Below are 14025 nucleotides of genomic sequence, written 5' to 3'. Positions count from 1 at the left end.
TCGAAAGAATAAGGATAAGCCTGGCGGTCTAGTAAACCTGACGGTAACGGTCCTATGAGCACATCAGAATCTGTAGTGAAGGTCATGCTGGTCGATGACCATATCCTTGTCCTGGAAGGTATCAGGGCGCGGCTGGAACAGGAAAAGGGCATCGACGTCGTCGGCCAGGCAACCGATGGGCTGGAGGCCCTGGAACGGGTCAAAGACCTGAAGCCGGACGTGATCATGATGGATGTCAGCATGCCGAACATGAACGGGATTGAAACAACGAAAATTTTCCAGGAGCGCTATCCCGATCTGAAAGTGCTTATCCTCAGCATGCACGACAACCGGGAATACATTTCACAGCTGATGTTTCATGGCGCCAAGGGGTACATCCTGAAGGACGTATCGGTTGAGGAAATGGTGAGCGCCATTCGTACCGTGGCTGATGGCGCCACCTACATCTGCCGGGCAGCGACCGAGACGTTGTTTCGTCATGGGGAAACAATGGAGCCGGTGGAGAGCAAACTTACTCGCCGCGAGGAGGCCATTCTTTCCAGAGTGGCCAAAGGGCTTAGCAGTAAAGCCATCTCCAATGAGCTCAACATCAGCGTGAGAACGGTGGAAACCCATCGGCAAAACATCAAGTCCAAGCTGGATTTGAATACCACGGCGGAGCTGACCAAGTACGCCTATGACCAGCAGTTGCTCTGAGTCAGAATAGCCCCATCTGGGGCTGGGTCTCGTCGAGGTCCAGGGCATCAACCATGGGTGCTCGTTCACGCAGTAACTCATTCCAGAGCGCCGCCAGGGAAAGGGCATCGCCCTTGTTCGGCATGTGCATGAAAATATAGGGACGTTTCCCTTCCTCGATCCACGCAGCTGCGCGCTCAACCCAGGGTGCGAGAAACGGACGGTTGGCCTCCAGGTCGGGATGGCCGACAAAGCGGATCACCGGCGCTGCATCCACAGGGAGCAGATGCACTGGTACTCGCGGCTTTTTGCGCTGTGCATCGCGTGTTTCCTCGTTATCCGGGGCCGCGGCAAAGAGTGCCCGGCTGTCCATGCACACCCGTGCAATGCGGCGTTCTCTCAAGCCACGATTCAGGGCTTTCTCGGCCTCTCCCTTGTCAAAGAACGCACTGTGGCGAACCTCAACGGTGCAGGTCAGGGTCGGGGGCAGGGCATCCATAAATCGCCAGAGGTTTTCCAGACGCTCTGGCCCGAAACTGGCGGGAAGTTGCAGAAGGATGGGGCCAAGCACATCGTTGAGTGGCGCAATTATCTCAAGAAAGTCAGATACTTCGCGGCCAGCGCCACTCAGTAGACGGTCATGGGTGATCAGGCGTGGAAACTTCAACAGGAAACGAAAGTCATCGGGCACCTGTGACCGCCACTGTCGGCACTGTTCCTGGCTGGGCGTGGCGTAAAAAGTGGTGTTGCCCTCCACGCAATTGAGGGCACTGCTGTAACGCGCCAGTGGGCTCTGACCGGGAGGGAGTCGGCTGGTCCAGTCGGGATGTTGCCACTGGGGGCAGCCGAGAAAGTAGGGTTGTGCCATGGTCCCGTTTTACCACCGTTTATCAAGGGTCTGCTAAAAATTAGTCTCTGTATGTCACAAACATCAGGGCTGCCCCGTCTACCTCTGTAGAACCTACGTGGACATGATGCCACCTCGTGTCCCCCCATGCAGAGGAGTAAGATAATGGAAACGCGATTGAATGCCTACAAGGCCTCCCCGGACGCCATCGCCGCAATGACCCGGCTGGAGGAGTACGTTGGCAGTTGTGGGCTGGAACACAGCCTCATCCACTTGGTGAAAACCCGGGCATCCCAGATTAACGGTTGCGCCTATTGCCTGCACATGCACACCAGCGATGCCCGCAAAGCCGGTGAAAGTGAAGCACGGCTCTACCTGCTGTCCGCTTGGCGTGAGTCCGGGCTCTACACACCTCGTGAACGGGCTGCCCTGGCCTGGACCGAAGCACTGACGAACGTGGCTGACACCGGTGCACCCAGTCAGGATTACGAGCAGGGGCGAGCGCATTTCACCGAGAAGGAGTTCGTCGACCTGACGTTGCTGATCGGTGCGATCAACGTCTGGAACCGGATCAGCGTGGGCTTTCGGGCGGTTCACCCGAATGACAGTAAACTGTAACCAAGTACGCCGGGAACCAATTGCCATGAATGAACAGCCCGCGCATCAGTTTGATCACTGGCGCCGATACCTGACAGGCGTCGCGTACCGCATGCTGGGTTCGGTGACGGAGGCAGAGGATGTGGTGCAGGATGCATACCTGCGTTGGCACCATGCCGATCACCTGTCAGTCGATGATGTGCGGGCCTACCTGACCACGGTCACCAGCCGGCTTTGTCTTGATCGCCTTCGCGCCGCTCATCGGCAGCGGGAGGTCTATGATGGTCCCTGGCTGCCGGAACCTATAGTCGAAAGTCAGGACACTCCGGCAGGCGCCGAGGCGCTTGCCAGTGATGTGTCCTTTGCCCTGATGCTGGCGCTGGAGCGGTTGTCTCCCCTGGAACGTGCTGCATTCCTGTTGCACGATGTATTTGGGCTGGATTTCAGCCAGGTCGCTGTGAGCCTGGAACGCAGTGAAGCCAGTTGCCGCCAACTCGCAAGCCGCGCCCGGAAACGTGTGCAGGCTGAGCGCCCGCGCTATGAGGTGAGTTCAAGCGAGCATAATCAGTTGACCGATCGATTCTTCGACGCCGCCCGCAGTGGCGATGTGGCAACGTTGAAGGCGCTGCTGAGTGAGAACGCCATACTGCATACCGATGGTGGGGGAAAGAGGATTGCAGCGCGGCGCCTGATTCTTGGTGCCGACAGGATCAGCCGGTTCTTTGAAGGCGTGGCGCGCAAGTCTGCATCGCCCAGCCCTCGGTGGGTTAAAGCCGTTTTCGTGAATGGGCTACCGGGATGGTTGACCATTGAACAGGATGGGCTGCCACAGATCACGACACTGGATGTGGTGGATGGCCGTATCCAGTCGGTCTATGTCGTGCGCAACCCGGACAAACTAGGGCATTTGGCCGGCCACCTGCCAGAGTTGCGTGTTTAGGGTGTCACACTGGCGCCACCCCGAAGAGCCATTGGTGAGCCCACATTACCAGCACCGCATAAACCGCAAGGCCACCAACAACCGCTATGGCATCGTTCGCTTTGCTGGCCGGCAGGGTCGCAATCAGCCGCTGGGTTCTGCGTTTCAAGGAGATCCGATCCACCACGGCCCAGGCCAGGAAAGAGCCGAACAGCAACAGGTCGTGCAGCATCCCGTTCGCGAGTAAGTGAGCCAAAGCCCAGAGCTTGACCGCGACGAGCATTGGGTGCCCAAGTTTTGCCTTGATCTTGCCCGGAAAATAGGTGGCCAGCAGTAGGGGAAAGACCGGAATCAGAAGGAGCATGGCCAGGTGCCGGAGCCAGCCTGGAGAGGTGTAAATCACGGTCGGGTCTAGGCGGGCGTTGCCATACCCCCAAACGATCAGAACCAGACCGACCAATGCGGCCAGCGAGTAAAGCCCCTTGAACGCCCCTTCGCCAAGGGAGTTGTGCAGGCGATTGCGCAGCGGTTCGTTGACGATGGACAGAGAGTGCACGCCAAGAAATAAAACCAGACCAACGATCAGTGTTGCCATTTACCCATGCTCCGTTGAGAAATTCCAGACAGTATAGTTGCGCAAACCGGGACAGCACATTCTCAAGCGTTTATCATCCAAAGCCTGTTTCACTGGATTGATAAGGCGCCCATGAAGTTTCCGAAAGTCACCGTTGTATTGGTATCTGCAGCCCTGTTGTTTGTGTTGTGGGAGCAAACCCGGGAACGCCCACCGTCAGTAGATGCCAGCCGCTTTACAAATCTGACCGCGAATCCAGTTGAGCGTAGCGTTGCCATGGACTGGGTTGTTAAGCAGATCCCGTCGTTATGTGACGATACTGTCGGGCAAAGCCGCCGTTCAGAGGCCCACTCAACCTGCGTCAGCAAAAGCGAGGCCCGTACATCAACCTGCCGCCGTGGGATCTATGATCGATTTCCCAGTGTGATCGCCTCGGAAGAGGTGTTCCGGGATCTGTCCATCACAGCGATGAACTGCCTGGTCCCCCGATCCGGACTCGTAGATTAGGGAATCGGTTTTTTCAAACCTGCTTCGGGTTGGGCTAACATTGGGTGCAGGTGTCAAACAGTCCATCCTCGGTATCGGGATGCACGATTATTTTGGCTGAGCCCGACAGGAGACGACAGATGCACAGACTTTCTGATCACGTTGACTGGCAATATCTGTTTCGTGAGTACTGGCATCTCTACCGGTTTGGCTCCGCAGGTGGGAATCCAATCATCCGCTCACACCTCAAAGATGTTCGCAATAGACTGAACGCGGAACTTGAAACCAACCCGTCCATGGAATTCGATCAGCCGGTCGAGCTACCTGTTTGCGCCTGGCTGGGGCGTGCGCTGGATCAGGGGCTAAGTGAGCGAACCGCGCCGGTGGTGAGGGCATTGATGCGGGTTTCCGATCAACTGACCTGGCGCTATGGTTATGAGCGAATGCACAAAAGCCTGGCCCGCAAGTACGCGTACGCGGAACTGATGGGCCCCAATGGCCCGGCAATCAGCAGAAACGTCATTTTGGGGCTGGTATTGTTTGGGCCTCGCTGCACCTACCCCGAGCACAGCCATGATGGCATCAGCGAATCCTATATCTGCCTGAGTGGATCGGTGTCAGACAGCAACTACAGTGTGTTCACACCCGGATCCCTGTTCTTTAATCCTCCGGAGAAAGCCCATCGAATGACGACCGGGGACTTTGAGCCTACGTTACTGGCCTATGCCTGGACGGGGACAGAGGAGAAGCTTGCCAATCAAACAATGAGCTTTTCTGGCCGCAAGCGATGAGGTGCCGTGATGGCTCGCGTCAGGCACATTGATGCGATCGTTCTATTCCAGAGGCTACTCCTTTTCCCTTTGGGTCTTGCTCCTTTCAGTTCGGATGTGCTGGCGCAACTTGATACCAACAATTGTGTCGCCAGCGAAATCCAGCCCGAAGCCATTGATCTTGATCAGCCCCGAGACCAGTTGGCACGCCAAAGTGATCTGATCATTCCCGAGGATGCCCAAATTACCCGAATAAACATTGTTCGGCGCCCGATCTTCGATACCACCGATCCTGAACAGGACAACTTTCTTTATCGCACGCTGAACGCCCTAAATACCCCGACCTGGAAATCGGCCCTGCGTGCCCAGTTGGTGTTCGACGAAGGTGACGTTTACCAACCGGGTACGCTGGACGAATCCGAACGTATATTGCGGCAGAGTGAGTACCTGACGGCCGCGTGGATCGGTGTTACCCGCGTTTGCGGGAATGAGCTGGAAGTCACTGTGCTTGCACGTGACACCTGGACGTTACTGCCGAGCGTTGGTGCTTCCAGGACGGGAGGCGAGAATAAAACCAACACCGGCCTTTCTGATCCGAATTTCCTGGGTTCCGGCAAGAGCGTGGGGATTTCCCACAAAAAAGATGCCGACCGCAGCGAGACCAGTGTCGATTTCGATGATCCGAACGTGCTTGGCTCCCATTGGCAGGCAGGCCTTTCCTACGATAAGCGCAGTGATGGGCGCGGTCGCAGTGCCTACCTTGAGCGTCCATTCTACAGTGAGCTGGCGGAGTGGCGATTTGGCCTGAGTGGTGAGGATGACATTCGCGAACAATCCCGCTATGTGGGGGCGGAGGCAATTGCGGACTATCGGCAGGACCGCGATTTTGCCAGTGTTGATGTCGGCTGGCGACTGGCAGAACGCAATGGCAGCCAGTTAAGACTGCTTGCCGGTTTTCGCTACGATGCCCGGGCGTTTGAGCGCTTACCGGATGAAACCAATCTGGACCTTCTGCCCGATGATCGGACACTGAGCTACCCATGGGTCGGGTTTGACTACCGTGAGAACCGCTTCCGGGAAATGACAAACCTGACTCGTCTGCAACGGGTCGAGGACGTGCGGGACGGCTTTGTGTGGCGTACCGAGCTGGGGTACTCCTCGCCGGGACTTGGAGCGACGGAAGACCGCGCCGTACTGAATATGGACTTCCGGGATGCTTTGCTGGCCACTGACACCAACTACGCCAGCTACGGGTTCAGTCAGAGCGGCACCTGGCGATTTGACCAGCACCGTTTCGAGAATCTTATCGGAACCCTGAGCCTGGAGTACTTTCATGGCGGGGCAGTGGATTGGAACAGTTGGTACACCAACCTGTCGTTCACGGCAGCGCACAATTTGACCGTGGATCAACAGCTTCTTATTGGCGGTGACAATGGCCTTCGTGGTTATCCGAGCAACTACCAGCAGGGCAACAGAAGAGCGCTGTGGACACTGGAGCGCCGTTACTTCCCGGACTGGCACCCTTTCGAGCTGTTTCGCATGGGGGGTGTAATTTTCACCGATGTAGGCAGAGCCTGGTTTGATGATGGTCGCAATAGCGGACCCGATGACGGCGTACTGACGGATGTGGGATTCGGCCTGAGGCTGGCCTCAAGCCGGATCGAAGTACAGCGAATGCTGCACCTGGACTTCGCCTTCCCGCTGGCGGGAGATGACAGCGTTGACCAGGTGCAGGTCTTGTTGCGGGGTCGTTCGCGATTCTAAGCGACAGTCATGTCACTTGATCCACTTGTCGCCCCAATGGGTGATGTCGTGCTTCTGCTCCACTTGCAGTGTGCGGGCGCCAGCGGCCGGTTCTGCTTCTTCCGCGGCAGCAATTTCCTCGTCAATCACTCGCGTTGAGAGTGACAGCCAACTGGTCACGAAGGCGGCAGCATCGCCGTTGATCTCAAGAGCGAGCTCGTCGACGTTGGTGATGTCGTCACAGGCTGAGTGATAACAGGGGTCGAAAGCAACGCCAGCCTCGCCACCGAACTTGGCCGCCTGCTCTTCGGTTTTCAGCACTTCCGCACCGGTAAACAGCCCGCCAAACGCAATGCCGTCCTCGAAGAACTGCGCGTAGTCTGAGCGGAAGCTGATTTGCGTGCCCTCTGAGGCGATTTCACGCAGGTTGAAGTACTTCTCGAACAGCGCCTCCGTGGCGGCTGATCCCGGAGGACCTGCCAGATCGAAGTCAGAACCATCGCCATCGTAGATAAAGTTGCCGAAGTTGGGCGAACCAATCATGTCGTAGTTCAGGTAGACCTTGATCTTGTCCTTCTCTTCCTGGGAAAGGCTGTTGACGTAGAACGTTGAGCCAACCAGGCCGGCCTCTTCCGCACCCCACCAGGCAAAGCGGACCTGATTACGGGGGTGAGCCCGTTTCATTTGCAGGGCCAGTTCAAGAAGCGCAGCGCTGCCGGAGCCATTGTCGTTGATACCAGCCCCTTCAAACACTGAATCCAGGTGAGCGCCCGTCATCACGACGTTGTCAGGGTTGCCCCGATTGGTTTCGGCAATCACGTTGGAGGTTTCGGTTTGCTCTCTCACCACGTTGGTCACGACTCTGAGCTGGAGGTCCTGCTGCTCAACCCAGCCAGCGCCAATGTCGTAGGTGGTGAACACGACGGGAACTCCCCCGGCGTAGTCATCGCCGAGCGTGGCGTTGATCAGGCCTTTGCGGTCTTCCGTGTTGCCCTGGTTGAAGATCACCACACCCGCGGCGCCAGCATTGGCCGCGTTGGTTGCTTTCTGCCCGAAGGCGCAGGCTCCCCGTTGGATGACGGCGACCGATCCAGCGGGGAAGTCGGTAAAGTCCTCGGGTTCACAGCCACTGGTGGAGGTATTGTCGGGGCCGAGTTGAACGTCAACGGCAACGGCCATGCCCGTCACATCGCCCGGCTCGGTCTGGGACAGGTAGGTAAAGTCCTCTTCCCATACATAGTCGGTCGGAGTGGGTGCCGTGGCCTGCAGAATGCCGTCTCCGGTCGGGTAGAAGGCATTGAAAGGAAACTGCTGGATGGTCACGTCATAGCCCGCACTCTCCAGTGTGGTTTTAACGTAATCGACCGTCGCCTGGTATCCAGGTAAGCCGGCAGCGCGATTGCCATCATTGGCTTCGGCAATGCCGTATAACCGGTCCAGGTGGTATTGGATGTTGCTTGCCTGCATGCAGCGGGGCAGACCAAATGGCGTGCTATTGAGAATGCCAAAGCGACACTCAAACGGACTGATTCGATCCGGGCTCCAGAAATCGTTGAGTAAATCGCCGGTGGATTTCTGGCCTGGCGAGGCGTGTGCGGTTAATGCAAAGAAAAGGGATCCTAAAGCCATGGTGCGGCTTGCGGTGCTGATTTTCATTGTGATTCTCCAATCCTGGGAGTTTGTTGTTAGGTCCGCTTGTGGCGGACTTTCAGCGCGGGGAGGCCTGAATGGATGTTAAACAGGCGCCCGGGCATCACTACTTCCATCGATGCCTACCGCAAGACTAGTCGCGGATTTTTTGTCCATCCAGGCGGAAAACATTACAAAACGTTAGGTTTCGAGAGGTGCCGACGTGAGTGTTGGTCACGTCGGCGTTGGGAGGCAGGAAGGGCGCTCTTGCGGTGCGCTCAGAATCCGTAGGAGCGGGAAATGGTCTCCTTTTCGCCGGACTCAACCAGTGCCTGGTAACTTTTGTTCAGAGCCTGCAGGATCTCGGGGGCGGTGTCCTTGTGGACGGCGAGATACATTGGCGTTTCACGGAACACCAGAACGCGCTCGAGCCCGGTTACATCGGACGCATCAGCAGCCAGGTACGGGCCAGCCAGACCGTCAGCTACCCAGAGGTCAATCTGATCCTGGACCAGGCGGCGCGCATTCAGGCCGTTATTGCTGATTGCGGAAACGTCAAAGCCCTTGTCGATCAAAAAGTTGGTCATGACGTCGCCCTTGTACCCACCGATCTGATAGCTGTGGGCATCGTTCAGGGTGTTCAGTTCAATGGACGAACCGGGTTTGGCGAACAGTGTCCATTCGATGGAGGACAGTGGCCCCACCCAGTCGAAAAAAGGCGCTCGATCCTCTGTTTTGGATACGCAGTAGATGGCGTGGTCAGGATGCCGTTCGGCCCGGTTGAGGCCATAGCTGAGGTCCCGGAGTTTAATGCTGTAATCCAGCTCGGCTTTACCCAGAAGCGCCTTCACGACATCGGTACAAAGACCTGTGATGTCTGCTTCTGAATGGGCAAATGGCTGACCATTGGTGGTCATGTTATAGGGAGGGTATTGCTCTGTGTAGATCCGCAGTTCTTCTGCGGCAGTCGTACAACCTGCCGTTAACATCAGGGCCATTGTCAGCCCGAATTTTCCTTTCATGAACCCACTCCACATGTATGGTTACGGTATTTACGGAGTGCGGCATGATATTGAAGAGGAATCCAGCGTGGCATGCTGGATTCCTCTTCTTTACATTTTGGCAATGTAGTGAAAGTGGCAGGTAATGCTGACGTTCTACCGGGCGTTTGTCCGGGCACGGTAGACGGAAGGTGTCTCTCCGAACCTCGCCTTGAATGCCCGGCTGAACTGGCTGGCGTCGTTGAAACCGCAGTTGAGGGCGATGGCAGTGATTTTACTTCCCGGTTGGCGGAGTAGGTCCCGGGCCCGGGTCAGGCGTTGTTCCTGAACGTATTGATAGGGTGCGCAGCCAAAGGTCGCCCGGAACAGGCGGGCAAAATGGTAAGGGCTCAGATTAACCCAGCCCGCCATGTCCGCGAGGGTCAACGTCCGGTCCAACTGCGCGTGAATACGTTCCTGTAGCAATCGGCGGTAACGCAGTGAGAGTTGTCCGGTAACAGAGGGAGTTGCCTGCTGTACGTTCGAGTGACGACTAACCACCTGTAGTAACAGCCACTGGGCCAGGTGATCCATCGCCATGGACTGACCGGGGGCGAGCCAGTCACTCAGTGCCAGTAACTGGCCCGCCTGGGCCAGAACCGGGTCCTGCGTGTGGTATCGCTCACTGAGTTCAACCCGGTCAGGTTCGCAGTCCCAGGTCTGTTCTGCGCAGCGGGCGATGTCCAGGTCATTGAAGTAGAGGTGGAAGAATTCGAATTGGCCGTCGATCTGCCAGGTGGATTGACTGCCGGCGGGAAACAGGCAAACAGCCCCCGGAAAGCCCTGGCTCACGGCCCGTCCGTTTACCACCCGCCTCGCTTTGTCGCCCTCGTTAATGTAAATGCTCAGGGCGTGATGGCGCGGTCGCTCGTAACGCACCTCGCCCTTGCGGTTCTGCCACTGTGCGAGGGCGCGGCCCTGGTCCAGCTCCATGAGCTTTTGAGGCGCCACGCCAGCGGCTCGCAGCGCGTCCACAATGTCGCGGCGTTCCCTGTGGGGATTCTTCGTTGAATCGGGTATCTGGGGTGAGCTGGTCTGCATATCGGGCCTCCGCAAGAATCATCCATGGTTGCGCAGGATCTGACAAGTTTTCCCCTTCGCACTGTCATAAGATCGGCCACTAGATACATCAATGCGTCACTTATTAAAGGGAATGACTGTTATGCCGATTTCCATGCACTACGGTTTGACGGTACTGATCTGGGGCCTGACCTGGACGGCCATTCGCCTGCAGGTTGAGTCTGCGCCGGTGGATGTTTCGGTGTTCTATCGTTTTTTGATGGCTTCTGTTGTGGCTCTGGTGGTGCTTGCATTGCTTGGGCGCCTGCAGACGTTGACGCTCAAGCAGCATGGCTGGCTTTTTTTGCAGGGGCTGACGCTGTACAGCGTGAATTTCCTGCTCATATACCGTGCCGCCGAGTCCATGACCAGTGGGTTGCTGGCGGTGGTGTTTTCACTGGCGGCGCTGTTCAATGCCTTGAATGGCTGGCTATGGTTGCGGTTGAAGCCCACCGCCCGTCTGTATCCCGCAGTGGCGTTGGGGATTACTGGCGTGGCCCTGCTGTTCTGGCATGATCTGCAGCTTGGCAACGCCACCGGTGCCAGCATCCTGTTTGCGGCTGCCGGCACGTTCTGGTTTTCCATGGGGAACCTGGTGAGTATCAAGGTTCGGCTGGCGCAAATCCCCTTGTTGGTGGCGAATGCCTGGGCCATGGTTTACGGCGCTGTGATCCTCGGCGTCTGGTGTCTGTTGCAGGGAGTGGAGTGGGTGGTGCCAACCTCCGCGACCTTCTGGGGCGCAACGGTTTTCCTGGCGGTACCCGGCTCCATTATTGCGTTTTATTGCTACATCACTGTGATCCAGACCCTCGGTGCTGACCGGGCTGGCTATGCAACGGTGCTGTTTCCGGTGGTTGCCCTGAGTGTATCGACCTGGCTGGAAGGCTTTGAATGGACAACAACCGCCGTATTGGGTGCCCTACTGGCCATCCTGGGAAATTACGTGCTGTTTCGCCGAGTCAAATGATATCCCGTGGGGCCTCGGAAACCGCTACGTTGTATGGAGCTTCAGATGCGTCATCTTTTCCGAGAGACGGCTGGGTTCCGTGCCGAGGATGTCATCCAGTGAGGAAGGCCGATGGACCCAGAAGCCCTGGAGAAGATCCACGCCGATCTCCTTCAGTAACGACGCTGCATCCTCGGACTCGACGTACTCGGCCACCGTGATCATGTCCATGGTTCGGCCAATGTCATGAATGGCCCTGACCATTGCAAGGTCTGTTTTGCTGGTGACGATATCGCGAACAAACATCCCGTCGATCTTCAGGCAGGTAACTGGTAATCGGCGCAGGTAACCAAACGACGACAACCCTGAACCGAAGTCGTCCAGGGCAAAGCTGCACCCCATATCGCTCAGGCGTTTCATAAAGGCCTGAACTTCCAGCAGGTTATGGACGGCGGCAGTTTCGGTGATTTCGAAGCAGATCTTGTTCGCTGGAACCCCGTAATGGTGGAACCTGCCAACCACAAAATCCGCGAAGTCTGTTTGATCGAACGAGCGACCAGACAGGTTGATGTGGCAGGCTTCCAAGGCACCAAGGTGTTCTGGGGCGGCGGACAGTTTTTCGAGTACATTCTCGATAACCCAGCGGTCGATTCTCGATGCCATGCCATAGCGCTCCGCAGGGGGTAGGAAAGCACTGGGAGGCACCACCGAACCATCCTGTGAGCGCATGCGAATCAGCACCTCGTATCGCAACCCCTTGCCCCGGCCCGTAGGCGGGGCAATTATCTGGCATTCAAGGAAAAAGCGGTTGTCCTGAAGCGCGGTCTGAATGCGGTTGTGCCATTCCATCTCGCCCTGCTGGGAGGCCATCTGCTTGTCGTCCATCGACATCACGCACACGCGGTTGCGGCCGCCGTCTTTGGCGGTGTAACAGGCAATGTCGGCGGCTTTCATCAGGGCGCTGATGCCCGCGCTTTCTGCGGTTATAGGCACCACGCCAATACTGCAACTGATGGTGTGGCTGGTTTGCTGCCAGGAAAACACCAGGTGGTCGAGAGAGGCCCGCACCTTTTCAGCCACATGATGGGCGGTGTCGAGGTCGCAGTTCTGAAGAATGATACCGAACTCGTCGCCGCCCAGTCTGGCGAGGATGTCTGCTTCGCGCAGATTCTTTGAAATGATGTCGGATACCTGGCGCAGAAGTTGGTCGCCCGCGTCATGGCCCGACGTGTCGTTCGCCAGCTTGAACTGGTCCAGGTCGATGTAGCAGAGGGCGTGTTGTTTTCCTCCGTTGCGGACGTGCCCGAGATGGCTGGCAAGCTGCTGCTCAAACGCTCTTCGGTTTATCAGGCCGGTCAGGCTGTCATGGGTCGCCATGTAGCTCAATTCCGTCGACAGACGGTGAGACTCGGAAATGTCTTCCATAACCGTTGTGAAGTACGCTGAAGCGCTGGGCACATCCCACACGCGGGATACGGTGAGCCTGGCCCACAAGAAGTCATTGTCTTTTCGAACAATGCGATGCTCGGTCGTATAGCTGTCGATGTTACCGAAGCTGATATCCCGTCGTTCTTCCCGGGCAACGTCCCAGTCTTCCGGATGGACCAGCTCCCGATAGGGGCGATGCACAAGGTCATCGGGCCGGTAGCCAAGGATGTCGCAGGTCGCCTGATTGGCATTAACGATTCGGCCCTCGGTATCAATCTGGATGATACCGATGGCGGACTGCTCGAAGATCGAGCGGAAGTTCTGCTCGGTTCGATTGAGCAGTCTCACCAGCCGGAATCCCAGGAACCAGGACAGCAGCGCCACAAGAGTCAGGAACAATGCACTGACAACAGACAGGAAGCTGGCGGCCCAACGCGAGGCGTCTCCCATGGAAAGGCGGAATTCCCGGGCATTCACCTGCAGTTGCTGGTCAACAATCGCGAGTTTGTCTCGCAGGGCCTGCAGTTGCTCGCGATCCGGAGGTGCCGCCAACCACTCTCGTTCCATCGCATTGCCGATCTGATCCAGTTCAAACAGCAGGTCATCGGCGCCCTCCCAGGCGGTTAACGCCCGCTCCAGTTGATCAAGCCACGAAAAAAGACGGATCAGCAGAATCATGCGGGTCAGGTCTTCTTCATGGTTGCCCCCTTGGAGAAAACCATGCCTGGCACGTTGCCAATCGAGCGTATCGGAGGTGATGGCGACGCGGGCGTGCAGATCGCCGATGGGCACCGCCAGCGCCTGCCTCGCCTTCGCAAGGTGCGAAAAATCACCAGATTCGGAAAACCGGTTGAGGTGGTGGACAGTATCGATCTGCGCTCGGGACCAGACGCTTTCGCCCCAGGTATAGGCAGTGATTGCCGACTGCACCTGCACCACGGCGACCATGAAACACACCGTCAGGATGATCGTGAGGCACAGTCCTGCCACCAGCGCGATCAGTTGTCTTTGAAGATTGGGTTGCTGTCCTTTGCGTCGCATGGCTGCCGGTACTCTCCATACATGGTGCAAAACAACATAAATGGCGCACCACAAATGGTGCCAGTAGGTGGCATTTTCTCAATGGGGCGTCGGCTTATAACGTATGCCCCAACAACCCCAGGACACCGAGGATGATCAGATAGCCCGCCACGATGTAGTTCAGCAGCTTTGGAAACACGAGTATGCCAATGCCCGCGCCCAGGCTGATCAGTGGCGCCAGTTCAAGGTGAAGTGTCATAAGAGTAATATCCCTGTCGAGTACGTTGGAGCG

14 protein-coding genes are annotated in these 14025 nt (G+C 57.2%); 7 read left to right on the top strand and 7 right to left on the bottom strand.

The window, feature by feature from the left end:
- The first annotated feature begins 54 nt into the window (after positions 1–54).
- The gene (locus AAGD24_RS15355; RefSeq protein ID WP_041334154.1) at positions 55–696 is read left to right on the top strand and encodes a response regulator transcription factor; all 642 of its coding nucleotides are present in this window, start codon (positions 55–57) and stop codon (positions 694–696) included.
- Between the two features lies 1 nt (position 697).
- On the opposite strand, the gene AAGD24_RS15350 is transcribed toward AAGD24_RS15355, so the two are convergent.
- The gene (locus AAGD24_RS15350) at positions 698–1543 is read right to left on the bottom strand and encodes a DUF72 domain-containing protein (RefSeq protein WP_379865569.1); all 846 of its coding nucleotides are present in this window, start codon (positions 1541–1543) and stop codon (positions 698–700) included.
- 144 nt (positions 1544–1687) lie between these two features.
- Between AAGD24_RS15350 and AAGD24_RS15345 the strand changes: the two genes are divergently transcribed.
- A complete protein-coding gene (locus AAGD24_RS15345) occupies positions 1688–2140 on the top strand; it encodes a carboxymuconolactone decarboxylase family protein (protein ID WP_379865567.1) in 453 nt (150 codons plus the stop codon).
- Positions 2141–2165: 25 nt separating this feature from the next.
- Positions 2166–3059 carry a sigma-70 family RNA polymerase sigma factor gene (locus AAGD24_RS15340; protein ID WP_143743924.1) on the top strand — a complete coding sequence of 298 codons (894 nt, stop codon included), beginning with the start codon at positions 2166–2168 and terminating at the stop codon, positions 3057–3059.
- Positions 3060–3063: 4 nt separating this feature from the next.
- Here AAGD24_RS15340 and AAGD24_RS15335 read toward each other — a convergent pair whose 3' ends face one another.
- Complete coding sequence (locus AAGD24_RS15335) at positions 3064–3633, bottom strand: NnrU family protein (RefSeq protein WP_350034036.1); 570 nt, start codon at positions 3631–3633, stop codon at positions 3064–3066.
- A gap of 111 nt (positions 3634–3744) precedes the next feature.
- Between AAGD24_RS15335 and AAGD24_RS15330 the strand changes: the two genes are divergently transcribed.
- The 3 genes from AAGD24_RS15330 to AAGD24_RS15320 all read left to right on the top strand — a co-directional run bounded on the left by AAGD24_RS15330 (position 3745) and on the right by AAGD24_RS15320 (position 6632).
- Positions 3745–4119: a hypothetical protein gene (locus tag AAGD24_RS15330; protein ID WP_085679556.1), complete on the top strand. Its 375-nt coding sequence runs from the start codon at positions 3745–3747 to the stop codon at positions 4117–4119.
- Between the two features lie 119 nt (positions 4120–4238).
- Positions 4239–4889 (top strand): dimethylsulfonioproprionate lyase family protein, encoded by a 651-nt coding sequence (locus AAGD24_RS15325; protein ID WP_305936642.1) that lies wholly within the window; start codon positions 4239–4241, stop codon positions 4887–4889.
- A gap of 9 nt (positions 4890–4898) precedes the next feature.
- Positions 4899–6632, top strand: coding sequence for a BamA/TamA family outer membrane protein (locus AAGD24_RS15320; RefSeq protein ID WP_379865564.1), 1734 nt, complete (start codon positions 4899–4901; stop codon positions 6630–6632).
- 12 nt (positions 6633–6644) lie between these two features.
- Here the strand turns inward: AAGD24_RS15320 and AAGD24_RS15315 are convergent, their stop codons facing one another.
- From AAGD24_RS15315 to AAGD24_RS15305, 3 genes are all read right to left on the bottom strand, one after another.
- The gene (locus AAGD24_RS15315; protein WP_085679571.1) at positions 6645–8267 is read right to left on the bottom strand and encodes a M28 family metallopeptidase; all 1623 of its coding nucleotides are present in this window, start codon (positions 8265–8267) and stop codon (positions 6645–6647) included.
- A 251-nt stretch (positions 8268–8518) separates the two neighbouring features.
- On the bottom strand, positions 8519–9262 hold the full coding sequence (locus AAGD24_RS15310; RefSeq protein ID WP_051947020.1) for an ABC transporter substrate-binding protein: 744 nt from the start codon (positions 9260–9262) through the stop codon (positions 8519–8521).
- 135 nt (positions 9263–9397) lie between these two features.
- The gene (locus AAGD24_RS15305) at positions 9398–10321 is read right to left on the bottom strand and encodes a helix-turn-helix domain-containing protein (protein ID WP_041334166.1); all 924 of its coding nucleotides are present in this window, start codon (positions 10319–10321) and stop codon (positions 9398–9400) included.
- 121 nt (positions 10322–10442) lie between these two features.
- On the opposite strand from AAGD24_RS15305, the gene AAGD24_RS15300 reads away from it, so the two are divergent.
- A complete protein-coding gene (locus AAGD24_RS15300) occupies positions 10443–11306 on the top strand; it encodes a DMT family transporter (RefSeq protein ID WP_036209353.1) in 864 nt (287 codons plus the stop codon).
- A 24-nt stretch (positions 11307–11330) separates the two neighbouring features.
- Here AAGD24_RS15300 and AAGD24_RS15295 read toward each other — a convergent pair whose 3' ends face one another.
- Together AAGD24_RS15295 and AAGD24_RS15290 are read right to left on the bottom strand one after the other, a co-directional pair.
- The gene (locus AAGD24_RS15295) at positions 11331–13754 is read right to left on the bottom strand and encodes a putative bifunctional diguanylate cyclase/phosphodiesterase (protein ID WP_379865561.1); all 2424 of its coding nucleotides are present in this window, start codon (positions 13752–13754) and stop codon (positions 11331–11333) included.
- Between the two features lie 94 nt (positions 13755–13848).
- Positions 13849–13992 carry a DUF3096 domain-containing protein gene (locus AAGD24_RS15290; RefSeq protein ID WP_007152669.1) on the bottom strand — a complete coding sequence of 48 codons (144 nt, stop codon included), beginning with the start codon at positions 13990–13992 and terminating at the stop codon, positions 13849–13851.
- Positions 13993–14025 lie beyond the last annotated feature (33 nt).

The sequence above is a fragment of the Marinobacter sp. M5B genome, from assembly GCF_042604615.1.
GTDB lineage: Bacteria > Pseudomonadota > Gammaproteobacteria > Pseudomonadales > Oleiphilaceae > Marinobacter > Marinobacter salarius.
The sequence above is the reverse complement of the archived record's forward strand: the minus strand, read 5'-3'. Positions and strand labels throughout refer to the sequence as shown.

Coding starts and splice junctions, on each gene's coding strand:
- AAGD24_RS15355 (WP_041334154.1), top strand. CDS start 55: ATGAGCACATCAGAATCTGTAGTGAAGGTCATGCTGGTCGATGACCAT.
- AAGD24_RS15350 (WP_379865569.1), bottom strand. CDS start 1,543: ATGGCACAACCCTACTTTCTCGGCTGCCCCCAGTGGCAACATCCCGAC.
- AAGD24_RS15345 (WP_379865567.1), top strand. CDS start 1,688: ATGGAAACGCGATTGAATGCCTACAAGGCCTCCCCGGACGCCATCGCC.
- AAGD24_RS15340 (WP_143743924.1), top strand. CDS start 2,166: ATGAATGAACAGCCCGCGCATCAGTTTGATCACTGGCGCCGATACCTG.
- AAGD24_RS15335 (WP_350034036.1), bottom strand. CDS start 3,633: ATGGCAACACTGATCGTTGGTCTGGTTTTATTTCTTGGCGTGCACTCT.
- AAGD24_RS15330 (WP_085679556.1), top strand. CDS start 3,745: ATGAAGTTTCCGAAAGTCACCGTTGTATTGGTATCTGCAGCCCTGTTG.
- AAGD24_RS15325 (WP_305936642.1), top strand. CDS start 4,239: ATGCACAGACTTTCTGATCACGTTGACTGGCAATATCTGTTTCGTGAG.
- AAGD24_RS15320 (WP_379865564.1), top strand. CDS start 4,899: ATGGCTCGCGTCAGGCACATTGATGCGATCGTTCTATTCCAGAGGCTA.
- AAGD24_RS15315 (WP_085679571.1), bottom strand. CDS start 8,267: ATGAAAATCAGCACCGCAAGCCGCACCATGGCTTTAGGATCCCTTTTC.
- AAGD24_RS15310 (WP_051947020.1), bottom strand. CDS start 9,262: ATGAAAGGAAAATTCGGGCTGACAATGGCCCTGATGTTAACGGCAGGT.
- AAGD24_RS15305 (WP_041334166.1), bottom strand. CDS start 10,321: ATGCAGACCAGCTCACCCCAGATACCCGATTCAACGAAGAATCCCCAC.
- AAGD24_RS15300 (WP_036209353.1), top strand. CDS start 10,443: ATGCCGATTTCCATGCACTACGGTTTGACGGTACTGATCTGGGGCCTG.
- AAGD24_RS15295 (WP_379865561.1), bottom strand. CDS start 13,754: ATGCGACGCAAAGGACAGCAACCCAATCTTCAAAGACAACTGATCGCG.
- AAGD24_RS15290 (WP_007152669.1), bottom strand. CDS start 13,992: ATGACACTTCACCTTGAACTGGCGCCACTGATCAGCCTGGGCGCGGGC.